Annotated in this window: 23 protein-coding genes; 21 read left to right on the top strand and 2 right to left on the bottom strand. The window is 72.5% G+C overall.

Going from position 1 to position 23,158, the window contains the following annotated elements; genetic code table 11:
• Positions 1–53 precede the first annotated feature (53 nt).
• From ffh to ftsH, 3 genes are all read left to right on the top strand, one after another.
• The gene (gene ffh / locus ABTY61_RS30140; RefSeq protein WP_350508303.1) at positions 54–1,619 is read left to right on the top strand and encodes a signal recognition particle protein; all 1,566 of its coding nucleotides are present in this window, start codon (positions 54–56) and stop codon (positions 1,617–1,619) included.
• A gap of 97 nt (positions 1,620–1,716) precedes the next feature.
• Complete coding sequence (locus ABTY61_RS30145; protein ID WP_350508266.1) at positions 1,717–2,259, top strand: GNAT family N-acetyltransferase; 543 nt, start codon at positions 1,717–1,719, stop codon at positions 2,257–2,259.
• A gap of 113 nt (positions 2,260–2,372) precedes the next feature.
• Entirely contained in the window at positions 2,373–4,295 is a 1,923-nt protein-coding gene (gene ftsH, locus ABTY61_RS30150) for an ATP-dependent zinc metalloprotease FtsH (RefSeq protein ID WP_350508267.1), read from the top strand.
• 64 nt (positions 4,296–4,359) lie between these two features.
• Here the strand turns inward: ftsH and ABTY61_RS30155 are convergent, their stop codons facing one another.
• Complete coding sequence (locus ABTY61_RS30155) at positions 4,360–5,064, bottom strand: class I SAM-dependent methyltransferase (protein WP_350508268.1); 705 nt, start codon at positions 5,062–5,064, stop codon at positions 4,360–4,362.
• A 383-nt stretch (positions 5,065–5,447) separates the two neighbouring features.
• On the opposite strand from ABTY61_RS30155, the gene proS reads away from it, so the two are divergent.
• The 18 genes from proS (at position 5,448) to ABTY61_RS30245 (ending at position 21,854) form a co-directional block, all read left to right on the top strand.
• Complete coding sequence (gene proS, locus ABTY61_RS30160) at positions 5,448–6,875, top strand: proline--tRNA ligase (RefSeq protein WP_350508269.1); 1,428 nt, start codon at positions 5,448–5,450, stop codon at positions 6,873–6,875.
• 422 nt (positions 6,876–7,297) lie between these two features.
• Positions 7,298–7,876 (top strand): hypothetical protein, encoded by a 579-nt coding sequence (locus tag ABTY61_RS30165; protein ID WP_030287984.1) that lies wholly within the window; start codon positions 7,298–7,300, stop codon positions 7,874–7,876.
• A gap of 422 nt (positions 7,877–8,298) precedes the next feature.
• Entirely contained in the window at positions 8,299–8,727 is a 429-nt protein-coding gene (gene rpsP, locus ABTY61_RS30170) for a 30S ribosomal protein S16 (protein WP_350508270.1), read from the top strand.
• Between the two features lie 2 nt (positions 8,728–8,729).
• Positions 8,730–8,969: an RNA-binding protein gene (locus tag ABTY61_RS30175; protein ID WP_030056773.1), complete on the top strand. Its 240-nt coding sequence runs from the start codon at positions 8,730–8,732 to the stop codon at positions 8,967–8,969.
• A 124-nt stretch (positions 8,970–9,093) separates the two neighbouring features.
• The gene (gene rimM, locus ABTY61_RS30180; RefSeq protein WP_350508271.1) at positions 9,094–9,690 is read left to right on the top strand and encodes a ribosome maturation factor RimM; all 597 of its coding nucleotides are present in this window, start codon (positions 9,094–9,096) and stop codon (positions 9,688–9,690) included.
• A gap of 146 nt (positions 9,691–9,836) precedes the next feature.
• Entirely contained in the window at positions 9,837–10,655 is an 819-nt protein-coding gene (gene trmD / locus ABTY61_RS30185; protein WP_350508304.1) for a tRNA (guanosine(37)-N1)-methyltransferase TrmD, read from the top strand.
• Positions 10,656–10,809: 154 nt separating this feature from the next.
• On the top strand, positions 10,810–11,160 hold the full coding sequence (rplS, locus tag ABTY61_RS30190; RefSeq protein ID WP_030056776.1) for a 50S ribosomal protein L19: 351 nt from the start codon (positions 10,810–10,812) through the stop codon (positions 11,158–11,160).
• 290 nt (positions 11,161–11,450) lie between these two features.
• Positions 11,451–12,209 (top strand): signal peptidase I, encoded by a 759-nt coding sequence (lepB, locus tag ABTY61_RS30195; RefSeq protein ID WP_350508272.1) that lies wholly within the window; start codon positions 11,451–11,453, stop codon positions 12,207–12,209.
• Positions 12,193–13,134 carry a signal peptidase I gene (gene lepB, locus ABTY61_RS30200; RefSeq protein ID WP_350508273.1) on the top strand — a complete coding sequence of 314 codons (942 nt, stop codon included), beginning with the start codon at positions 12,193–12,195 and terminating at the stop codon, positions 13,132–13,134. Before lepB (ABTY61_RS30195) ends, lepB (ABTY61_RS30200) begins: the two co-directional genes overlap by 17 nt.
• Before the next feature lie 241 nt (positions 13,135–13,375).
• Positions 13,376–14,380 (top strand): signal peptidase I, encoded by a 1,005-nt coding sequence (lepB, locus tag ABTY61_RS30205; protein ID WP_350508274.1) that lies wholly within the window; start codon positions 13,376–13,378, stop codon positions 14,378–14,380.
• Positions 14,381–14,525: 145 nt separating this feature from the next.
• Positions 14,526–15,281: a signal peptidase I gene (lepB, locus tag ABTY61_RS30210; protein ID WP_350508275.1), complete on the top strand. Its 756-nt coding sequence runs from the start codon at positions 14,526–14,528 to the stop codon at positions 15,279–15,281.
• Between the two features lie 112 nt (positions 15,282–15,393).
• Positions 15,394–15,867 carry an NUDIX hydrolase gene (locus tag ABTY61_RS30215; protein WP_350508276.1) on the top strand — a complete coding sequence of 158 codons (474 nt, stop codon included), beginning with the start codon at positions 15,394–15,396 and terminating at the stop codon, positions 15,865–15,867.
• Positions 15,868–15,922: 55 nt separating this feature from the next.
• The gene (locus ABTY61_RS30220) at positions 15,923–16,249 is read left to right on the top strand and encodes a DUF2469 domain-containing protein (protein WP_030056781.1); all 327 of its coding nucleotides are present in this window, start codon (positions 15,923–15,925) and stop codon (positions 16,247–16,249) included.
• 168 nt (positions 16,250–16,417) lie between these two features.
• Entirely contained in the window at positions 16,418–16,921 is a 504-nt protein-coding gene (locus ABTY61_RS30225; protein ID WP_350508277.1) for a YraN family protein, read from the top strand.
• Position 16,922: 1 nt separating this feature from the next.
• Positions 16,923–18,650 carry a YifB family Mg chelatase-like AAA ATPase gene (locus ABTY61_RS30230; protein WP_350508278.1) on the top strand — a complete coding sequence of 576 codons (1,728 nt, stop codon included), beginning with the start codon at positions 16,923–16,925 and terminating at the stop codon, positions 18,648–18,650.
• The gene (gene dprA, locus ABTY61_RS30235) at positions 18,647–19,828 is read left to right on the top strand and encodes a DNA-processing protein DprA (protein ID WP_350508279.1); all 1,182 of its coding nucleotides are present in this window, start codon (positions 18,647–18,649) and stop codon (positions 19,826–19,828) included. The genes ABTY61_RS30230 and dprA overlap by 4 nt, the downstream gene beginning before the upstream one ends.
• Before the next feature lie 523 nt (positions 19,829–20,351).
• Positions 20,352–21,158 carry an RNA polymerase sigma factor WhiG gene (gene whiG, locus ABTY61_RS30240; RefSeq protein WP_350508305.1) on the top strand — a complete coding sequence of 269 codons (807 nt, stop codon included), beginning with the start codon at positions 20,352–20,354 and terminating at the stop codon, positions 21,156–21,158.
• A gap of 111 nt (positions 21,159–21,269) precedes the next feature.
• Complete coding sequence (locus ABTY61_RS30245; RefSeq protein WP_350508306.1) at positions 21,270–21,854, top strand: TetR/AcrR family transcriptional regulator; 585 nt, start codon at positions 21,270–21,272, stop codon at positions 21,852–21,854.
• Between the two features lie 51 nt (positions 21,855–21,905).
• Here the strand turns inward: ABTY61_RS30245 and ABTY61_RS30250 are convergent, their stop codons facing one another.
• Complete coding sequence (locus tag ABTY61_RS30250; RefSeq protein ID WP_350508280.1) at positions 21,906–22,457, bottom strand: peptidoglycan DD-metalloendopeptidase family protein; 552 nt, start codon at positions 22,455–22,457, stop codon at positions 21,906–21,908.
• Positions 22,458–23,158 lie beyond the last annotated feature (701 nt).

Below are 23,158 nucleotides of genomic sequence, written 5' to 3' on the forward strand. Positions count from 1 at the left end.
CCTGGGGGACGACGACCGTACTGATACCGATGCCGCAGAGGACCCGCGACGACGTGTTCGACACCCTTTCCGATCGCCTCGCAGCGACGTTCAAGAACCTCCGGGGCAAGGGCCGCCTGAGCGAGGCGGACATCGACGCCACCGCCCGCGAGATCCGCATCGCGCTGCTCGAGGCGGATGTCGCGCTGCCGGTCGTCCGGGCCTTCATCAAGCAGGTCAAGGAGCGGGCGACCGGCGTCGAGGTCTCCGGCGCGCTGAACCCTGCCCAGCAGATCATCAAGATCGTCAACGAGGAGCTCATCGCGATCCTCGGTGGCGAGACCCGCCGGGTGCGGTTCGCCAAGAACGGCCCGACGGTCATCATGCTCGCCGGTCTCCAGGGCGCCGGTAAGACCACCCTCGCGGGCAAGCTCGGCCACTGGCTGAAGAGCCAGAAGCACACCCCGCTGCTGGTCGCCTGCGACCTCCAGCGCCCCAACGCGGTCAACCAGCTCCAGGTCGTCGCCGAGCGCGCGGGCGTGGCCTTCTACGGTCCGCAGCCGGGCAACGGCGTCGGCGACCCGGTGCAGGTCGCCCAGGACTCGATCGAGTACGCCAAGCAGAAGCAGTACGACGTCGTCATCGTCGACACCGCGGGCCGCCTCGGCATCGACGCCGAGCTGATGCAGCAGGCCGCCGACATCCGCGCCGCGGTGAACCCGGACGAGGTCCTGTTCGTCGTCGACGCGATGATCGGCCAGGACGCGGTGACCACCGCGCAGGCCTTCCTCGAAGGCGTCGACTTCACCGGTGTCGTGCTCTCCAAGCTCGACGGCGACGCCCGCGGTGGTGCCGCCCTGTCGGTCGCGCACGTCACCGGCCGCCAGATCATGTTCGCCTCCAACGGCGAGAAGGTCGACGACTTCGACGCCTTCCACCCGGACCGGATGGCCTCGCGCATCCTGGGCATGGGCGACGTCCTCTCGCTGATCGAGAAGGCCGAGCAGACCTTCTCGCAGGCCGAGGCCGAGAAGATCGCCGCCAAGCTGCGCGGCGGCCCGAAGGCCTTCACGCTGGACGACTTCCTGTCCCAGCTGGAGCAGGTCCAGAAGATGGGCTCGATCTCCAAGCTGCTCGGCATGCTGCCCGGCATGGGCCAGATCCGTGAGCAGATCAACAACATCGACGACAAGGACGTCAACCGGGTCGGCGCGATCATCAAGTCGATGACCCCGACCGAGCGGGCCGAGCCGGAGCTGATCAACGGCTCCCGCCGGGCCCGCATCGCCAAGGGCGCGGGCGTCCAGGTCGGCGAGGTGAAGAACCTGGTCGAGCGGTTCTTCGACGCCCGCAAGATGATGTCCGCGATGGCCTCCGGCAAGGGCATGCCCGGCATGCCGGGGATCCCCGGCATGGGCGGCGGCGCGAAGAAGTCCGGCAAGAAGGCCCCGCAGGCCAAGGGCAAGCGCAAGAGCGGCAACCCGCTGAAGCGGGCGCAGGAGGAGGCCGCTGCCGCCGAGCGCCGCGCGCTCGGTCCGGGCGCCGGTCAGGGCCCGGCCGACGGCGGTGCGTTCGGTCTCGGGGCGGGCAAGGGCCCGGCCGACTTCGAACTGCCCAAGGAGTTCAAGGACCTGCTGTAGTCCTCGGCGTCCTGTCGTGCGGCCCGTCGTCCGGAGCTTTCCGGGCGGCGGGCCGTTCGCGCGTCCGACGGCCGGTGCCGTGCCGGATGATGTCGGCATGTCAGATGATGTCGGCGTGCGAGTGGTGATCAGGGCCCCGAGGGCCGAGGACGAGGTTGTGTACGCGGAGGCGGTCCGACGGTCCGCCGAGCACATCGGGCGGTGGAACCCGGTCGAGCCGGACGGCCTGCCGGAACTGCTGGGACGCCAGGGGGCGGGCCTGCACACCTTCCTGATCTTCGACCGGGACACCGGCGGGCTGGTCGGCAAGGTGAACGTCGCCAACATCGTGATGGGCCGGTTCTGCAACGCCTCACTGGGCTACGACTCGTACCTGCCGTACGCCGGCACCGGGCGGATGACCGAGGGGCTGCGGCTGGTCCTGGACCGCTGCTTCGCCCCGCAGTCGGCCGACGGGCTGGGCCTGCACCGGCTGGAGATCAACGTGCAGCCGGACAACGAGCGCTCGATCGCGCTGGCCAAGCGGCTGGGCTTCCGGCACGAGGGCTACACCCCGCGGATGCTGTTCCTACAGGGGGACTGGCGCGACCACGAGCGGTTCGCGCTGACCGCGGAGGAGTGGCCGGGCAGCGCGGCGTAGGCCGCCGACGGGGTGTCATATCCGCTGGTCGCGAGCCTGGGAGCGGCCGTACGGGCGGTCGGGCGCGGCGTTGCGGTTGGCCCGCCCGAGCGGCTGTCCGTATCGTCCGGTGGGTGACCGAACCCGTACCGCCGCGCCAGACCCCCGACCAGCCCTGGCGGTCCGAGGGCGCCCCGCCCCCGCCGCCGCCCCGCCGCCGGATGCCCGGCGGTTGGGCGGGCCTCGTCCTCACCGCGCTCGTGGTGTTCCTGATCTCCGACCTGCTGCTGTCGTTCTTCGGCAACCAGGGCGCCACCACGATCTCCTACACCGAGTTCAACAACCAGCTGAACAAGGGCAACATCACCAAGATCTACTCCAAGGGCGACGCGATCGAGGGCACCCTCAAGAGCGCCCAGCCCAAACCCGACGGCGGCAAGGGCGACTACACCGAGTTCGACACCCAGCGCCCCTCCTTCGCGGGTGACAACCTGTGGACCACCCTGCAGCAGCAGGGCGTCGAGGTCACCGCCACCTCGCCGGTCCAGCAGCGCAGCTTCCTCACCAACCTGCTGCTCTCGCTCGCCCCGATGCTGCTGCTGGTCTTCATCTGGGTGCTGCTCGCCCGTCGGATGGCCGGCGGCCTGGGCGGCGGACCGCTCGGCCGCAAGGCCCCGCCCAAGCCGGTCGCCGCCGACCAGGGCAAGCGCACCACCTTCGCCGACGTGGCCGGCATCGACGAGGTCGAGGCCGAACTCACCGAAGTGGTCGACTACTTGAAGAACCCCGAGCGCTACCGCAAGCTCGGCGCCAAGATGCCGCGCGGGGTGCTGCTCAGCGGCCCGCCCGGCACCGGCAAGACCCTGCTCGCCCGGGCCGTGGCCGGCGAGGCGGACGTGCCGTTCTTCTCCGCCTCCGCCTCCGAGTTCATCGAGATGATCGTCGGCGTCGGCGCCAGCCGGGTCCGCGAACTGTTCGCCGAGGCCCGCAAGGTCGCCCCGGCGATCATCTTCATCGACGAGATCGACACCATCGGCCGCCAGCGCGGCGCCGGCGGCGGCATGGGCGGGCACGACGAGCGCGAGCAGACGCTCAACCAGATCCTCACCGAGATGGACGGCTTCACGGGCTCCGAGGGCGTCATCGTGATCGCCGCGACCAACCGGGCCGACGTGCTCGACCCGGCGCTGCTGCGCCCCGGCCGCTTCGACCGCCGGATCACCGTCAGCCCGCCCGACCGGGAGGGGCGCGCCGCGATCCTGCGCATCCACACCCGGACCGTCCCGCTGGCCGGTGACACCGACCTCACCCAGCTGGCCAAGGTCACCCCCGGGATGACCGGCGCCGAACTCGCCAACCTGGTCAACGAGGCGGCCCTGCTGGCCGTCAAGCGGGAGCAGGACGCGGTCAACGAGCGGGACCTCTCGGACGCCCTGGAGAAGGTCCAGCTCGGCGCCGTGCGGCCGCTGGTGATGCCGCAGGAGGAGCGCGAGCGGACGGCGTACCACGAGAGCGGCCACGCGCTGCTGGGCATGCTCCAGCCGGGCGCGGACCCGGTCCGCAAGATCACCATCGTGCCGCGCGGCCGCGCCCTCGGCGTCACCCTCTCCACCCCGGAGAACGACCGCTACTCGTACACCGAGCCCTACCTGCGCGGCCGGATCATCGGCGCGCTCGGCGGGATGGCCGCCGAGCAGGTGGTCTACGGGGTGATCACCACCGGCGCGGAGAGCGATCTGGAGCAGGTCACCAACATCGCCCGCGGGATGGCCGGGCGCTGGGGGATGAGCGAGCGGGTCGGGCGGCTCACCGCCGTGCCCGCGGACGCGCAGGGCGCGTACGGGCTGTCGGCGGCGCCGACCACGCTGGACGCGGTGGACGAGGAGGCCCGGCGGATCGTCGCGGAGTGCTACGAGGACGCGGTGCGGATCCTGAACGAGGAGCGGCACCGGCTGGACGCGCTGGCGGCGGCGCTGCTGGACGCGGAGACGCTGGACGAGGAGGCGGCCTACCGGGCTGCGGGAGTGCCGAGGAAGACCTCCGACGAGGAGGCGTGAACGGGTGACCGGGGGCGCCCGCCGTGGTGGCGAGCGCCCTCGGTTTTCGCGTTCTCGGGGGCTCTCAGCCCGGCCGCTCGGCGATCAGGTAGCGGAAGACGTTCTCCATCCGGACCGAGCCGTCCGGGCGCAGGTACGGCTGCAGCGCCTCCTCCAGCTCCTTGGCGACCAGCGGGGCACCCGAGAACTCCTCGGCCGCCTCGAACAGCCCGGTGGAGAGCAGGCCGCGCACCGCGCTGTCGAGGTCCGGGTAGGCGAACGGGCAGGCCACCCGGCCGCTGCCGGCCGGGCGCAGGCCGACCGGGGCGAGCAGGTCCTCCAGCGCGCCCGGCGCGCTCAGTTCGAACGGGTCGCGCGAGGTGGTCCGCCCCGCCATCCGGCGGGCCGTGTCCAGCACCGGCGCGCTCTCGCAGCGCTCCGGCGGGCCCCAGGCGGCAAGCACCACGTGCCCGCCCGGGAGGGTGAGCCGGGCCGCCTCGGCGACCACCGGGCCGGGCTCGGCGGAACCGGGCAGCTGGTCGAAAACCGTCACCAGCGAATGGGCCGAGCGGGGGACGGCGGCGGTCGGCCGGGCCCCCGCGCACACCCGCAGCCGACGGTCCCGGGCCAGCTCGCGCAGCTCGTCCGCCGGCTCCTGCCCGGCGACCTGGGCGCCCCGTCCGGCGGCGAGCAGCAGGGCCAGCCCGGACCGGCAGCCCAGCCCCAGCACGCTGCTCGCCGGGCCGACCTCCAGGCGGTCGTACACCGCCTCGTAGAGCGGCACCAGCATGCGCTCCTGGATCTCCGCCCAGTCGCGCGCCCGCGCGGGCCCGGCGGTCCCCTGTGGGGGGTGGTGCGGTCGTGCGCCCGTCGGTCGTTCGCCCGCCGGTCGTGCGGTCCCTGGTCGTGCGGTCGTGCCGGTCGTCCGAGCTGCGGCCATCGCGGCCTCCCATCCGGTCCTTCGGTGTGCTGCTACGGCTCCCCCAAAGTCCCGCCCCACTCCAGCGAACAGCGGGTCGGGCCCGGCGTCCAGAGGGGTGCAGGGTGGTGCGCCCGTGTCGCGGTCGTGCGCCCCCTGCGGGCGGCGTTCCACGGCTGCGGGTGTCCTCACCCCCTCCCGGGGGTGTGACGGCGATTCGAGGTGAGGGGGCCGATCGCCGTACCATTTCGCCCATGGCCAAGGCACCCGTTCTCACCCCTCAGGCGGAAGACTTCCCGCGCTGGTACCAGGACCTCATCAACAAGGCCGAGCTGGCCGACAACGGTCCGGTGCGCGGCACCATGGTCATCCGACCGTACGGCTACGGCCTGTGGGAGCGGATGCAGCAGGAGATGGACGCGCGGATCAAGAAGGCGGGCGCCCAGAACGCCTACTTCCCGATGTTCATCCCGCAGTCCTACCTGACCAAGGAAGCCGAGCACGTCGAGGGCTTCGCGCCCGAGCTCGCGGTGGTCACCCACGGCGGCGGCAAGCAGCTGGAGGAGCCGGTCGTCGTCCGGCCCACCTCCGAGACCATCATCAACGAGTACTTCTCGAAGTGGGTGCAGAGCCACCGCGACCTGCCCCTGCTGATCAACCAGTGGGCCAACGTGGTCCGTTGGGAGCTCCGCCCGCGCGTCTTCCTGCGCACCACCGAGTTCCTCTGGCAGGAGGGCCACACGGCCCACGCCACCTACGAGGACGCCCGCGAGTACGCGTCGATGATCCACACCCAGGTCTACGGCGACTTCATGACCAACGTGCTCGGCATCGACGTCGTGCTCGGCCGCAAGACCGCCAAGGAACGCTTCGCCGGCGCCATCAACACCCTCACCCTCGAAGGCATGATGGGTGACGGCAAGGCGCTGCAGATGGGCACCAGCCACGAGCTGGGCCAGAACTTCGCCAAGGCGTTCAACACCACCTACCAGCTGCAGGGCGCCGAGCGCGAGTACGTCTGGCAGACCTCCTGGGGCGTCTCGACCCGCATGGTCGGCGGCCTGATCATGTCCCACGGCGACGACAACGGCCTGCGGGTGCCCCCGCGCCTGGCCGCCGTCCAGGCCGTGGTCCTGGCCATCAAGGGTGACGACGCCGTCATCGCCAAGGTCCGCGAGATCGGCGCCCGGCTGGAGGCCGTCGGCATCCGGGTCGTGGTCGACGACCGCACCGACACCCCGTTCGGCCGCCGCGCCGTCGACTGGGAGCTCAAGGGCGTTCCGCTGCGCATCGAGGTCGGCCCGCGCGACCTCGCCTCCACCGAATTCCCGGGGGGCACCGCGATGCTGGCCCGCCGCATCCCGGGCGGCAAGGAGCCGGTCTCCATCGACGCCCTGGCCGCCCTGCTGCCGGGCATCCTGGAGGAGGACCAGGCGCTGCTGCTGCGCCAGTCCCGCGAGCGCCGCGAGGCCCGCACCGTCGATGTCAAGACCCTCGACGAGGCCGTCGAGGCCGCCGCGACCGGCTGGGGCCGGATCTCCTGGGCCGACCTCGGCGCGGAGGGCGAGGCCAAGCTGTCCGAGCAGGGCGTCACGGTGCGCTGCATCGTCGCGGCCGACGGCTCGGTGCCGCAGAGCGACGACCAGGACGGCAATATCGCGATCGTGGCGCGTGCGTACTGATGCGCGTGTGGTGCGCGTACTGATGTCGACGGTCGCGGTTAATGACCGTTAGCGGCGACATTTGCCCGGAATGCGGGTGGGTAAGAATCCGGTAACTCTGGCGGACGAGCCCGGGCAGGGTACATCCCTACTGGCCGGTCAACTCCCGGTATTAACGGAATAGCGGTACGGTGTACGGCCCGTGGCCCTGTCAACTTCGGCGGGTCCACGGGCCGTACGTCCTGGGTGCGACAGCCCGCCCCCGGACGGAATTCACGAGGCCCGCCGGCGTTGCGACGGGCCGAAACCCGCAGGGGGTTGGTCTTGCGTCAGATCCGGAACGCGCAATTCGCGCGCAGTCGTGCATTCCTGGGAGTTCCCTGGGAATTCCCGGAGAACGGGAACATGCGGAACATCGGCGCACTCTGCATCGTTGGTCTAGCGTGAGCACGACACAGCCCCTCGTCCTCGCGGCCGAACTGGCCGCCGCCTGGAGTGACATCCAGGCCCACCACCAGGACCTTCCCGATCTGGCCTCGCCCGAGGCACTGATCGGCGAGTCCTCCTCGGCCTGTGGCACGCGGCTCGGTTTCGAGCGGCTCCTCCACGAGGCTGCCCACGGTCTGGCCGCGGCCCGGGACATCCGGGACACCTCGCGGGCCGGCCGCTACCACAACCGGCGCTTCCTGATGCTCGCCTCCGAGCTCGGCCTGGCGCACCCGGTCGAGCCGCACGCCAGCAGCGGCTTCTCCCAGGTGACCATGCTCAAGGAGACGCAGGAGCGCTACGCCGAGACCATCGAGCGGCTGGACCGCGCCCTCGGGGCGCACCAGGAAGCAGTGGCCGGCGACGGCACCAACCGCGCCTTCCGCGGTCCGGCTGCCCGACACGGCTCCTCCGGGGGCGGCGTCCGGGTCAAGGCGGTCTGCGGCTGCGGGCGCAACGTCCGGGTCGTGCCGTCGGTGCTCGCCCAGGCGTCCATCGTCTGCGGCGCGTGCCAGCAACCGTTCAAGATCGCGTAATTCGGAGCCGGGACCGGTCGGCGACTGTGCGGGCAGTCGGCGCGGCCGGGATGAACGGCACCGATTGCATCGGTGGCATCGGTGAGTCTGTGGGCTGACCGGGAGCGGGGGCTCCCGGTCGAGTCCTGAGCGGTTCCCTGAGCGGTTCCCTGCGCGGTTCCCGCGCGGGGCCGCTCCTGATCTCGTTCGTGGTCCGGCTTTCGTCCTGCGCGCCGTCCTCCTGGGGTTGTTCCCGGGCTCCGCCTGTGACGGCCGGGTGAAGACCCCTGCCGCCGGTATGGCAGAATGGACAGCTGAGTACTCGGCAGCCGAGCAGGACCCCTCTCTCCTACGGCTGGCGTGTCCCTTGAACGGACCGCCCCGCAACCCCACGCGGACGGCGAGACCGCTCACCCACGTCAACACCAGGAGAATCCACTCCCGTGGCAGTCAAGATCAAGCTCAAGCGTCTCGGCAAGATTCGCGCCCCGCACTACCGCATCGTCGTCGCCGACTCGCGCACCAAGCGTGACGGCCGCGCGATCGAGGAGATCGGCATCTACCAGCCGACCTACAACCCCTCGAAGATCGAGGTCGACAGCGACCGCGCCCAGTACTGGCTGTCCGTCGGCGCCCAGCCGACCGAGCCGGTGCTCGCCATCCTCAAGCTGACCGGTGACTGGCAGAAGTTCAAGGGCCTGCCGGCCCCGGCGCCGCTGCTGGTCGCCGAGCCCAAGGTCGAGGACTTCTCGCACCTGTTCGCGAAGGCCGTCGCCGGCTTCGAGGACGCCACCACCGGTGTCGCCATCACCCCGAAGGCCAAGAAGTCGGACAAGGCCGAGGCCGAGGCCGACGCCGCCGTCGAGGCCTGATCGTGATCGAGGACGCCCTCGACCATCTGGTGAAGGGCATCGTCGAGCACCCCGACGAGGTGCAGGTGCGTTCGCGCAACCTGCGTCGGGGCAACACCATCGAGGTGCGTGTGCACCCCGATGACCTCGGCAAGGTGATCGGCCGGGGCGGCCGCACGGCGCGCGCACTGCGCACCGTGGTCGGCGCCCTCGGCGGTCGCAACGTCCGGGTCGACCTGGTCGACGTGGACAACATTCGCTGACGCAGCTGCTCGTTCAGCCGTCGGGCTTGAGGCCGACCGGGACGCATGTCGTCCCGGTCGGCCTTTTTCTGTCTCTGCCTTCCCGCTCAGCAACTCCCTCAGCAACTCCAGGAGAACGATCACCGTGCAGCTCGTCGTCGGCAAGATCGGCCGTGCCCACGGCATCCGGGGGGACGTCAGTGTCGAGGTCCGCACCGACGAGCCGGAACTCCGGCTCGGCCCCGGTGCCGTCCTGCTCACCGACCCGGCCTCGGCCGGACCCCTGACCGTCGAGTCCGGCCGGGTGCACAGCGGCCGACTGCTGCTGCGCTTCGCCGGGGTCAAGGACCGCAATGCGGCGGAGGCGCTGCGGGGCACCGTGCTCATCTCCGAGGTCGACCCGGAGGAGCGTCCGGACGACCCGGAGGAGTACTACGACCACCAGCTGATCGGTCTCGACGTGGTGCTGCTCGACGGCACCCGGGTCGGTGAGCTGACCGAGGTCCTCCACCTGCCGTACCAGGACCTGCTCACGGTGGAGAAGGCCGACGGCACGGAGGTGCTGGTGCCCTTCGTCACCCAGATCGTGCCGACCATCGACCTGGAGAACCAGCGGGCCGTGATCACCCCGCCGCCCGGGCTGATCGACCCCGAGGTCGCCGAGGTCGCCGAGGGTGCCGAGGACGCCGAGGACGCCGAGGACGCCCGCGGGGCGTCGGAGGAGCCGGAGGAGTCGGAGTGAGTGCCGAGCAGGACCCCGCCGTGCCGGCCGTTCCGGAGGCCGCTCCGGAGACCGTTTCGGAGACCGCTCCGGAGACGGCTGCGGAGAACGCCCCGGATGTTGCCCCGGAGAACGCTTCGGCGGTCGCTCCCGGCGTGCAGTCGGGGATGCGGATCGACGTCGTCTCGATCTTCCCCGAGTACCTGGAACCGCTGAACATCTCGCTGGTCGGCAAGGCCCGGGCCCGCGGCCAGCTGGACGTGCACGTCCACGACCTGCGCGGATGGACTCATGACGTGCACCGCACGGTGGACGACAGCCCGTACGGCGGCGGCCCCGGCATGGTGATGAAGCCCGAGCCGTGGGGCGAGGCCCTGGACGCGGTGGTGGCCGGCGGCCCGGAGGGTGAGGTGCCCACCCTGGTCGTGCCCACCCCGAGCGGACGCCCGTTCACCCAGGAGCTCGCCCAGGAACTGGCCGGGCGCCCGTGGCTGGCGTTCACCCCCGCGCGGTACGAGGGCATCGACCGCCGGGTGATCGAGGAGGCGGCCACCCGCATGCCGGTGGTCGAGGTCTCGATCGGCGACTACGTGCTGGCCGGCGGCGAGGTCGCGGTGCTGGTGATGGTGGAGGCGATCGCCCGGCTGCTGCCCGGCGTGCTCGGCAACGCCGAGTCGCACCGGGACGACTCCTTCGCGCCCGGCGCGATGGCCGACCTGCTGGAGGGCCCGGTCTACACCAAGCCCGCCGAGTGGCGCGGCCGGACCGTACCGGAGGTGCTGCTCAGCGGCAACCACGGCAAGATCGCCCGCTGGCGGCGGGAGCAGGCCTTCGCCCGCACCCTGGCCAACCGGCCCGACCTGGTCGGGCGCTGGCAGTACGGCGGCTTCGACAAGAAGGACCGGGCGGCGCTCAGCGTCCTGGGCCTGGCCTGGGACGAGGAGCTCGGCCGATTTCGGTCCGCGGCCCCCGATGTGGAAGAATAGGCCGCTGCTGTCTGTCGCTGGTCCCCTTTCGTAGGGGGCACGTGGACCGGCGCCCCCGCCACGGGGGGACCGCCGTCAGCCGATGCGGCCCGCAGCTCACCCCATTGTGACGAACTTCCGTGGGCGGCCCGTGGCGCCTGCGATGGAGAGCAACATGAGCAACAAGCTCGCTGCTGTCGACGCGGCCTCGCTGCGCACCGACATCCCGGCCTTCCGCGCCGGTGACACCCTGAAGGTTCACGTCCGGGTCATCGAGGGCAACCGCTCCCGTGTCCAGGTCTTCCAGGGCGTCGTCATCCGTCGCCACGGCGCCGGCATCGGTGAGACCTTCACCGTTCGCAAGGTCAGCTTCAACGTCGGCGTGGAGCGCACCTTCCCGGTGCACACCCCGGTCGTCGAGAAGATCGAGGTCGTGACCCGCGGTGCGGTTCGCCGCGCCAAGCTGTACTACCTGCGTGACCTCCGCGGCAAGGCCGCGAAGATCAAGGAGAAGCGCGACCGCTGATCCGCCGCCCCCCGGCCGCGCCGGGGGAACGGAGCGCTCCGAGGGGCTGGGCCACCGCAAGGTAAGCTCAGCGCCCGATGAGCACGCACGAACCACCCGCGGACCGCGACGGCAGTCCCGCACCCACCGGTGCGGACTCGCTGTCGCGGTCCGCGGTCGTTTCCGGTCCGGAAGGTCCGGAAGGTCCGGGGTGTCCGGGGCGTCCGTCGGGGGCCGGACGCGGCGAGGGCCGGAACCTGGGCCGGGGTGAGGGCCAGGGCCAGGGCAAGGGTCAGGGCTCGATCGCACCGGTGGCCGAGAAGGCCGCCGAGGAAGCGGACGAGGAAGCCGCCGAGGAAGCGGACGAGACAGCGGACGAGGACGAGGAGCCCGGGCGTTCGCGCTCGCGGGACCTGCTGCTGCTGGTCGGGATCTGCCTGGCGGCCCTGCTCCTGGTGAACGCGTTCGTAGCCCGCCCGTTCACCGTGCCCTCCGGTTCGATGGAGGACACCCTGCGGCCCGGCGACCGGTTGATCGCCAACCAGCTGGCCTACGCCTTCGGCGGCCACCCGCACCGCGGTGACGTGGTGGTCTTCGACGGGACGGGCTCCTTCCTCCCCGAGTCGGCCGAACCGCCGGGGTTCTGGGACAGCGTGCGCTCGGTCGGCCGGGACCTCGGGCTGGCCCCGGCCGGCGACACCGTCTACGTCAAGCGCGTGATCGGCGTCGCCGGGGACCGGGTGCGGAGCACCGGCCCGGGTGCGCCGCTCACCGTCAACGGCGTACCGGTGGACGAGAGCGCCTACCTGGCCCCGGGCGACCAGCCCTCCGCAGTGGCCTTCGACGTCCTGGTGCCGAACGGCAAGCTGTTCGTGCTGGGCGACCACCGGAGCGCTTCCCGGGACTCCCGCGACCACCTCGGGGAGCCCGGCGGCGGCTTCGTGCCCGAGGACAAGGTGATCGGCCGGGCGGACTGGGTGGTCTACCCGTTCTCGCGCCTGACCGGCCTGGACCGGCCCGCGGCCTTCGCCGCCATTCCGGGGGCGGGTGGTCATGGGGACCAGGGGTAGGGCGCGGGTCACCGACCGCCCGGCCCCGGAGCCGGGCGAGGGCGGGGTCTCGCACGTCGGGGCCGATCCGGGTGTGCCGGTCCGCGGCCGCGCCGAGCGCCGCCGCAGCGCCCGCCGCGCGGCCCGACGGCGCAAGCGCTCGCTGCTGCGCGAGTTCCCGCTGATCATCCTGGTGGCCCTGCTGGTGGCGCTGGTGCTGAAGACCTTCCTGGTCCAGGTGTTCGTGATCCCCTCCGGCTCGATGGAGCAGACCATCCAGGTCGGTGACCGGGTGCTGGTGGACAAGTTGACCCCCTGGTTCGGCAGTGAGCCGCAGCGCGGCGACGTGGTGGTGTTCAAGGACCCGGGCGGCTGGCTGGAGAACGGTCACCAGCGGTCCGACGACGGTCCGGTACTGGGCCCGGCCAAGCAGGCGCTGACCTTCGTCGGACTGCTTCCCTCCGACAACGAGCAAGACCTGATCAAGCGCGTGATCGGCGTCGGCGGGGACACCGTCGAGTGCTGTGATCCGCAAGGGCGGCTCAGCGTCAACGGCCGTCCCGTGGAGGAGCCCTACCTCGCCCCGGGCAACCCGCCGTCCCGCCAGCCGTTCAAGGTGACGGTGCCGAAGGGGCGGATCTGGGTGATGGGCGATCACCGCGACGTCTCCGCCGACTCCCGCTTCCACATGGGCAATCCCGGGCAGGGAACCGTCCCGCTGAGCGACGTGGTCGGCCGTGCGTTCCTGATCGGGTGGCCGCTGGGCCGCTTCCATCAACTCGATGAACCGAGTTCACTCTCCTCTCTCGGCGCGACCTCGCAGCTCCGCAGAACCGTGCCGGAATCGATGGGCTTTGGGCCGGTTCCCTTGGAACCGCCGCTCGTTATGGGTGTGTTGGGCATCCTTCCGCTCGTCGTCCGCCGGTCGAGGCGGCCTCCGAAGTGAGCCGCTCCGGCGTCGGACGGCCGGACGGCGCGTGTGGAACCGCGAGCCGGATGTCCTGGAGTGATAGAGAAGTGCAGGTGCGGCCGGGAGCGGTTCCGGTCGTGCGCCGGGACCGGGTCGGTGTCAGGGGAGTCCGCTGTGGGCAGCCCTGATGCGTTCATGGTCGTGGTGAGCGTGGTGCCCGCTGTGCGGCACTCTGAGCGCGGGCGCGCGGGCGTCCGCACAGCAGGGAGGAGACGTTGTGGGGGATTTGGTGATCGGCGCCCGCTCAGGTGCCGGGGAGCCCGAGGGCCCGGGCGGTCGGGTGACCCGGTCCGCCGAGTCCTCGGCGCCCTCCGCCGCGGTCGAGGACGCGGCTGCCCAGACCGCCGATGAGCACGGCACCGGGGCCGACGGTCCCGCGGAGCCCCCGCGGCCGGAGAGCGGGCCGGCCGAGGAGTCGGAGTCGGAGGCTCCGGCCAAGCCGCGCAAGCAGCGCTCCTTCCTGAAGGAGCTGCCGATCCTGGTCGGCATCGCGCTGATCCTCGCGTTGGTGATCAAGACCTTCTTCGTCCAGGCGTTCTCCATTCCGTCCGAGTCGATGCAGAACACGCTGCAGGTCGGCGACCGCGTGCTGGTGGACAAGCTGACCCCCTGGTTCGGTGCCGAGCCGGAGCGTGGCGACGTCGTGGTGTTCCACGACCCGGGTGGCTGGCTGAACGACGAGCCGGCCCAGCAGAGCAGCAACTCCTTCGTCCGCGGGGTCCAGGACGTGCTCAGCTTCGTCGGCCTGATGCCCTCCGCCAACGAGAAGGACCTGATCAAGCGGGTCATCGCGGTCGGCGGCGACACCGTCGAGTGCAAGGACGACGGGCCGGTCAAGGTGAACGGTGTCGCGCTCAACGAGCCGTACATCTACGCGGGCAACACCCCCTGCGGGACTCAGCCCTTCGGCCCGATCAAGGTGCCGAACGGGCGGATCTGGGTGATGGGCGACCACCGCGCGGACTCGCTGGACTCCCGCTTCCACATGGACCAGCCGGGCGGCGGGTCCGTGCCGGTGGACAACGTGATCGGGCGCGCCTTCGTGGTGGCCTGGCCGGTCAGCCACTGGTCCACGCTCCCGGTGCCGGACACCTTCGACCAGAAGGGTCTGGCGGCGGCCTTGCCGGTGGCGCCCCCCGTGGCCGGTGCGGTGGGGGCCGTCGCCCTGCTTCCGCTGGTGCGCCGGGTGCGGGCCCGGACGGAGCGCCGGAAGGAGTCCTGAGCTCCACCTGGTCCTCCCCGACCCTTGCGCGGGCCGTGGTACCGACGAGTAATCTGCTCGGACGTGCCACGGCCCGTCGGCGTTCGCTCCCGAGCCACCGGCGTGCCAGTGGTGTTCTCCGGTGGGCCAAAGGTGGACGGTGTCGATGAGCAGTGTCGTGGAACAGTCGGCCGACCACGCGGCCGCGCCCGCCCGGCCCGGCCGTCGGCCCGCCGCGGTGCTGCAGGGGGTCGCGATCGCGCTCGGGCTGGTGTTGATGATCGGCGGATTCGCCCTCATCGCGGTCGACTACCGGCCGTACAAGATCCCCACCGCCTCGATGCACCCGACGCTCCAGGTCGGTGACACCGTGCTCGCCCGCAAGGTCGACGGCGGCGCCGTCGGCCGGGGCGACGTGGTGGTCTTCCGCGACCAGGCCTGGGGCGGGGAACTCATGGTCAAGCGTGTCGTCGCGGTCGGCGGCGACACCGTCGCCACCACGGCCGCCGACCCCCGGCTGACGGTCAACGGACAACCGGTGGACGAGCCGTACCTCGCGACCCAGGGCCGTCAGGGCGATTCGTTCAGCGTGACGGTGCCGCAGGGCCGGTTGTTCCTGCTCGGCGACAACCGGGTCGGCTCGCTCGACTCCCGCACCCACCTGGAGGTGGACGGCGGGACCGTCCCGGCCACGGCCGTCGAGGCCAGGGTCGAGGCCACCCTGCTCCCCACGGGCCGGACCGGTCTGCTGGACCGGACCCCGGCCTTCGACGGATTCGCCGGTCCGCGGGCCGCGGACCCGGGCCCGCTGGAGCCCGCCGCCTACGCCACCGTCGCGGGCGCCGCGCTGATCGTGGTGACCTCGGCGGCGGGCGGGGTGGCGGGCCTGGCGCGCCGGCTCCGCCGGGGGCGCAGCTCCTGAGCGCGGCCGTCGCAGGTCGGGCCGCTCTGCCGAACATCGCCCCGGACGGACGCGGCGGGTGGCAGGATCGGTAGCGCCACCGAAGCGAACGGAAGGAGCGTTGAGCGCTGCCATGACTGCACAGCGTCGCCGGGCGGCGCGGATCCTGCTGCTGGACGGGCAGGACCGCATCCTCCTCTTCCTGGGCGTCGATCCCGCGGTGCCCGACGAGGCGTGGTGGTTCACGCCCGGGGGCGGCTTGGAGCCGGGGGAGGACGTGCGGGCGGCCGCCGAGCGGGAGCTCGCGGAGGAGACCGGCTTGCGGGGTGTGGACCTGGGGCCCTTGGTGGCGTACGGCACGGTGTCGTTCTCCTTTCAGGGGCAGCGCTACGAGCAGGAACAGTGGTTCCACCTGGCCCGGACCACGGAGACGGGTCTGGACCACTCGGGCATGGGCGAGGAAGAGCACGCCCAGCTGCTCGCGGCACGCTGGTGGACGGTCGAGGAACTGCGGGGGACCGCCGAGACGGTCTATCCGGCCGGACTGGCGGACTTCCTGGGACGGCTGCTGGCAGAGGGCCCGCCGGTCGATCCGGTACGGCTCTGAGCATGGGTGCAGTGGTCCACAATGGGTGGACGTGACAAGTTGAGGGGACGCCTGGATGAGTGCCGAAGATCTCGAGAAGTACGAGACCGAGATGGAGCTCAAGCTCTACCGGGAGTACCGGGACGTCGTCGGCCTGTTCAAGTACGTGATCGAGACCGAGCGACGTTTCTACCTCACCAACGACTACGAGCTGCAGGTGCACTCGGTCCAGGGCGAGGTGTTCTTCGAGGTGTCGATGGCGGATGCGTGGGTCTGGGACATGTACCGGCCGGCCCGGTTCGTCCGCAAGGTCCGGGTGCTGACCTTCAAGGACGTGAACATCGAGGAACTCGCGAAGAGCGATCTGGAGCTGCCCTCGGACGAGTCCGGCTTCGGGAACTGACGTTGGACGACTCCGTCCCGCGTTGTCCAGCCGAATTTCGCGTGACGGGGGCTTCTCACTCCTGCGGGTGACAAGAGTTGTCCACAGGCCCGGGTTATCCACAGGGGAAGGGAATTTCCCGGCGCCGGTGTGCACGGTGGTGCAGCCTCCTCGGCGGAGGTGGTCACCATGCAGAACACCATCGTGCAGGACCAGGCCGTACCGAACGCGGCCGCAACCGGAGCGGACGGCGGAGCCGGCGGGGACCGCGGCACCAGGAACGCGCTCGGCCGCTACGGGGAGCGCGTCGCCGCCCGCTATCTCGCGGAGACCGGGCTCCGCATCCTCGACCGCAACTGGCGCTGCGTCGAGGGCGAGCTGGACATCGTCGCCCTCGACGGCGACACCGTCGCCGTCTGCGAGGTGAAGACCCGCTCCGAGCGGGGCTTCCAACAGCCCAGCGAGGCCATCGACCGGGCCAAGGCCGCTCGGCTGCACCGGCTCGCCGAGCGCTGGCTGGCCGAGCGCTGGCCCGGGCACTTCGCCCTGCTGGCCGGGCCTGGGTACGACCCCGGGCCGTCCGATCCGCAGTGGCCGCCCGCCCCGCCGGGCGGGGTGCGGATCGACCTGGTGGCCGTGGTCAACCGGGCCCGGGGTGCGGCCCTGGTCGACCACCTGCGGGGGGTGGTCTGAGATGGCCTTCGCCCGTACCTGCTCCGTCGCGCTGGTCGGGGTCGACGGGGTGATCGTCGAGGTCCAGGCCGATCTGGAGCCCGGGGTGGCCGCGTTCACCCTGGTCGGCCTGCCCGACAAGGCACTCACCGAAGCTCGTGACCGGGTCCGCGCCGCGGTCTGCAACAGCGGGGAGGCCTGGCCGCAGCGCAAGCTGACGGTCGGGCTCAGTCCGGCCGCGGTGCCCAAGAGCGGCAGCGGCTTCGACCTCGCGGTGGCCTGCGCCGTGCTGGCCGCCGCCGAACGGCTCGACCCGTCCTCGATCGCCGACCTGCTGCTGATCGGCGAACTGGGGCTGGACGGCCGGGTGCGGCCGGTCCGCGGGGTGCTGCCCTCGGTGCTGGCCGCCGCCGACGCCGGGTACAAGCGGGTCGTGGTCGCCGAGCAGACGGCGCCCGAGGCCTCGCTCGTGCCGGGGGTGACGGTGACCGGGGTGCGCAGCCTGCGCCAGCTGGTCGCGATCCTGACCGGTGCGACGGCGCCGGAGGAGCCGCCCGACCCGATCGGCGGCCGACCGGATTCGCTGATGGCCGGTCTGATGCTGCCCAGTGCGGGGGTCCGGGGCCTGCCCGACGACCGGGCCCTGCGCCTCGACATGGCCGATGTGGCCGGCCAGTACGAGGCCCGGCGAGCCCTGGAGATCGCCGCCGCCGGAGGCCACCACCTCTACCTCAAGGGGCCACCGGGCGCGGGCAAGACGATGCTCGCGGAGCGGCTGCCCGCGCTGCTCCCGCCGCTGACCCAGAAGGAGTCGCTGGAGGTCACCGCCGTCCACTCGGTGGCGGGCCTGCTCCCGGCCGGGCGACCGCTGATCGACACCGCGCCCTACTGCGCGCCGCACCACTCCACCACGATGCCGGCGATCGTCGGCGGCGGCAGCGGCCTGCCGAGGCCGGGGGCGGTCTCCCTCGCCCACCGGGGCGTGCTCTTCCTGGACGAGGCGCCCGAGTTCCCCGTGCGGGTGCTGGACGCGCTGCGCCAGCCGCTGGAGTCGGGCGAGGTGGTGATCGCCCGCTCGGCCGGATCGCTCCGGCTCCCGGCCCGGTTCCTGCTCTGCCTGGCCGCCAACCCCTGTCCGTGCGGCCGGTACTCACGGCGTGGCGAGGGCTGCGAGTGCACTCCGGTCATGGTCAGCCGGTACCAGGGGCGGCTCTCCGGGCCGCTGCTGGACCGGGTCGACCTCCAGGTCCAGGTCGCCCCGGTGACCAGGATCGAGCTCATGGAGCGGGACACCACGGCGGAGACCACCGAGACCGTCGCGGCCCGGGTGCTGGCCGCGCGGGAACGGGCGGCCGCCCGGCTGGCGCACACCCCGTGGCGGACCAACGCGGAGGTGCCGGGCCACGAACTGCGCACCCGCTGGCAGCTCACGGCCGGCGCGCTCAACGACGTCGCACGTCAGTTGGAGCGCGGACTGCTGACCGCCCGCGGCCTGGACCGGGTGCTCCGGGTCGCCTGGACGGTCGCCGATCTGGCCGGCCGCGACCGACCGGACCAGCGGGACGTGCGCACCGCCCTGGTCCTGCGCACCGGCGTCGAGCAGGGGCTGTCGCTGCCCGAGCGCCCGTACGGCCGGCTCGGGGGCATCCCGGCCCAGCGCAGGACCGGCCCCGACGACGACTGGCCCGGAGCACGGCCGGAGCCCCCGGAGCTCCCGGAGCTCCCGGCGAAGGACGAGGGGGCGGCATGAACCAGCTGTTGGGGCAGCTCCGAGCACCCCACCCGGACTGGAGCGGTCCGTCGGCCGCGCCCGAACCGGAGCGCCTCGCCCGCGTGCTGCTCAACCGGCTCAGCGAACCGGGCGACGCCGTGGTCGGCCGCTGGCTCGGCGAACTCCCCGCCGTGGAGGTGGTGCGGGCGATCCGGGAAGGCGCTGTCCCCGACCACCCCGGGCTGGACACCGCCCGGCTGGCCGCCTACCAGGCACGCCTGCCGGGCCTCGACCCGGCGGTCGACCTGAAACGGGTACGGGACGTCGGTGGACGCTTCATCATTCCGGGGGACACGGAATGGCCCAGTCAACTGGACGACCTGGGCGACGGACGCCCGATCGGGCTGTGGACCGCCGGCACCGGTTCACTGCGGCTGCTCGCCCTGCGCTCGGTTGCGGTGGTGGGCTCCCGGGCCTGCACGGCCTACGGCGCGCACGTCGCCGGGGAGCTCTCGGCCCAACTGGCCGAGCGCGGCTGGGTCGTGGTGTCCGGAGCCGCGTACGGGATCGACGCGGCGGCCCACCGCGGAGCGCTGGCCGTCGGCGGGATGACCGTCGCGGTGCTCGCCTGCGGGGTCGACGTGGCCTACCCGAAGGGGAACGCGGAACTGATCCGGCGGATCGGCGTCCAGGGCCTGCTGGTCAGTGAACTCCCGCCCGGCGAGCATCCGAACCGGTTCCGCTTCGTGCTCCGCAACCGGGTCATCGCGGCGCTGACCAGGGGCACCGTGGTGGTCGAGGCGGCCCTGCGCAGCGGCGCCCTGAGCACAGCCAGACGGGCGCGGGACCTCAACCGCCACACCATGGGCGTCGCCGGCCCCGTCACCTCGGAGCTCTCCGCCGGGGTGCACGCCCTGATCCGCAGCGGCGCCACGCTGGTCACCGACGCGGCCGAGATCGCCGAGCTGGTCGGGGCGATCGGGGACGACCTGGCCCCGCAGCGCAGCGGCCCGGTGCTGCCGAGGGACTTGCTGGAGCCGCCGGTGGCCCGGGTGCTGGAGGCCGTCCCGGCCACGGCCGAGGGCGCTCCGGTCGAGCGGCTGGCCCGTCAGTCCGGCCTTCCGCCGGACGAAGTCCTTCAGCGGCTCTACGAGTTGGCCTCGCTCGGCTTCGTTGAGCGACACGGCGCGCACTGGCGCGTGGTACGGAGGAGGTGATCGCCCCGGAGTGCGAACACGGGTGCGCCCGGGGGAGGCGGGCCGGGACGGTCCGGCTGACCTGCTGATCCGGCCCTTCCGCTCGTCTGCCCGGATCCGATGGGTGAACGCCACCGGATCGGGGGACGACCGAGTGGCGGTAGCGCTTTGCAGTGAGTCGGTCACGCTACGCTCCACATGCCTTCCCTATCAGCACATGACTCGGCAGAACGGCGCAGACCTACGTATGCCCACACACATTCCCGGACACAGAGTGACCGGTGGCGCTCGGTCCGCGGGGGGGCCGCGGACCGAGCGGCGCCCCGCGGCCGAGTTCCCGCCCAAGTCGGCGGGGACGATGGGAGGCCTGTCGCGTCAGGGCGGCAGGCCGACGGTGGTGCCGGGCCAACCGGCGGACACGGCCAGGGACGCCGACCCGGTCCAGCATGCCGACGCCGCCCACGCGGTCGAGACGGTGCACGGCACCGGGGCGCTCGACGAGGCGGACGCGCAGGGGGGTGTGGCCGCCACCAGCGCCCCCCGGTTGCCTTCGAGCGCCCCCACGCCGGACGCCACCTCCCCGCCCGTGGTGCGCAGCGCGCTCGAGGAGCTCTGGCGCTCCTACAAGGAGACGGGCGACCAGCGGCTGCGCGAGCAGCTGATCCTCCATTACTCACCACTGGTCAAGTACGTGGCGGGGAGGGTCGGGGTCGGCCTGCCCTCCAACGTCGAGCAGGCCGACTTCGTCTCCTCCGGGGTCTTCGGACTGATCGACGCGATCGAGAAGTTCGACATCGACCGCGCCATCAAGTTCGAGACCTACGCGATCAGTCGCATCCGCGGCGCGATCATCGACGAGCTGCGGGCCCTGGACTGGATCCCCCGCTCGGTCCGGCAGAAGGCGAAGGCCGTCGAGCGGACGTACGCGACGCTGGAGGCCCGGCTGCGCCGGACGCCGCACGAGCCCGAGGTCGCGGCCGAGATGGGCATCGCGATCGAGGACCTGCACGCGATCTTCAGCCAGTTGTCGCTCGCCAACGTGGTGGCCTTGGACGAACTGCTGCACCCGGTGGGGGAGGGCGGCGACCGGCCCAGCCTGGTGGACACCCTGGAGGACCACGGCGCGGACGACCCGGTCGAGGTGGCCGAGGACCGCGAGCTGCGCCGGCTGCTGGCCCAGGCGGTCAACACCCTCCCCGAGCGGGAGAAGACCGTGGTGACGCTCTACTACTACGAGGGCCTCACCCTCGCCGAGATCGGACAGGTGCTGGGGGTGACGGAGAGCCGGGTGAGCCAGATCCACACCAAGTCCGTCCTCCAGCTGCGGGCCAAGCTCTCGGACATCCGGTAGCGGGCGTCGGAGCCGCCCCCGGGCCCGCTCCTCGTCCGAATGCGCGGCGCCGTTCCGGTCGCGAGTAGGGCTCCGTACAGTGGGTCCGTGCCGAAGATCCGAGCGGCCACGGTGGCCGAGCATCGCCAGCTGCAGCGGGCAGCCCTCCTGGACGCTGCCCGCACCCTGCTCACCGAGGGCGGCATGGAGGCCCTGACCTTCCCGTCGCTCGCCGCCCGCACCGGGCTGGCGCGCTCCTCGGTCTACGAGTACTTCCGCTCCCGTGCCGCCGTGGTCGAGGCGCTGTGTGAGGTGGACTTCCCGCTCTGGGCGGCCGAGATCGAGGCCGGGATGGCGAGTTGCGAGACCGCGGCCGAGCGGATCGAGGCGTACGTCCGGGGCCAGCTGGCGCTGGCCGGGGATCCGAGGCACCGGGCGGTCACGGCCATCTCGGCGCTGGAACTGGACGAGGCCGCGCGGGAGCGCATCCGGGCGGCGCACGGCGGGCTCGTCGGACTGGTCGTCCGGGCCCTGGAGGACCTCGGCCACGACCAGCCCCGGCTCGCCGCGGCACTGCTGCAGGGGGTCGTCGAGGCGGCCGTCCGCAGGACCGAGCAGCTCGCTGCCGGGGACCGCGGGGGCTGCCCGGTCGAGTCCCCCGAGGCGGTTGCCGACGCCGCCGTCACCCTGGCGCTGCACGGCCTCGACCGGACCTGAGCAGTCCGGCCCGAGCCGCTCCGCGCGACCCGAAGCGCCGAACCCGAGCCGTCATGTACCGCCCAGCGGCAGCAGGCGTGCCCGACCCGTGCCGAGCAGGGCCAGCGGATCGAGGTAGCGGCCGCCGCGCAACAGCCCCCAGTGCAGGCAGTTCCGTGCGCCGCAGTGCCGCCCGTCCGGGGTGAGCCGTCCGATGACCTGCCCGGCGGCCACCTCGGTGCCGACCGGGAGGGTGCCGGTGACGGGGAGGTAGGTGGTCCGCAGCGGGGGAGCCCCGGAGCCCGGGTGGAGCACGGTCACCACCGGTCGCCCCGCCACCAGCCCGGAGAACGCGACCACCCCGGCCGCCGCCGCCCGCACCTCCACCCCGGGCCCGGCGGCGAGGTCCACGCCCCGGTGTCCCGCCGCCCAGGGCTTCGCCGGCGGCTCGAAGCGCCCAAGCACCCCGCCGGGCCCGCCCACCGGCCAGGCCCGCGCCGGCCCGTGGCCGGAACCCCCGCCCGATGCGGTCCGACCGTCCGCCGAGGCCCGCACCACCCCCGTACTCCCCAGCAGGGTGAGCACCACCCCCAGCACCACCCCCAGCACGACCCCCCGCCACATCCCCCGTCCCGGCCCGGTGACCATCCCTCGGACCCCACTGCCTCGGGCCCCACCCCGGCGGACCCCACTGCCTCGGGCCCCACCCCGGCGGACCCCACTGCCTCGGGCCCCACCCTGGCGGACCCCACTGCCTCGAACCCAACCCTTTAGAACCCCACTGCGCCCAGTCATGCCCCGAGGCTGGCCGCGCCTCGCCGCCCAGACCACCCGCTTCCGGATTCCTGTGGACAAACCGCCCCCGCCGCCGGCCGCCGTCCCCCCGACGGGTGTACGGGTGCCGCCATCCGGTGGACGGAGGGCATGCGGGGGCTGGTGGGCGGGCAGAGGGCCGACCGGCCGGCAACCGTTCGCCGACCGCGGCAGCCCCGTTCACCGCTGCCGTTTCCCGGGTTTCCCCCAGGCCATCGGCAGCCCGTGCGCCCCCCGCCCGCAGGCCCCCGGGCGCCCGTGAAGTCGCTCGCGGCTCGGCGCTTCCCGTACACTTCACACGCGACCCGGTCCACCGGGTCGACTTCGCACGCCCCGCCACCGGTGGTCGGATGCGGTTCATCCGCAGCGCCGCCAGGTGCGAGTGCCGCTCGGTCCGCCGAGCCCGACCGGTCCTCGGACCGAGCGGGTGGAAGCGGCTCGGCACGATCGGGGCGTCAGGCGTGGCTGTCACCTGGCCGCCACGGACAACCGAGACTGACCTGGCCGTAGGC

It is taken from the genome of Kitasatospora sp. NPDC096128 (genome assembly GCF_040303105.1).
GTDB lineage: Bacteria > Actinomycetota > Actinomycetes > Streptomycetales > Streptomycetaceae > Kitasatospora.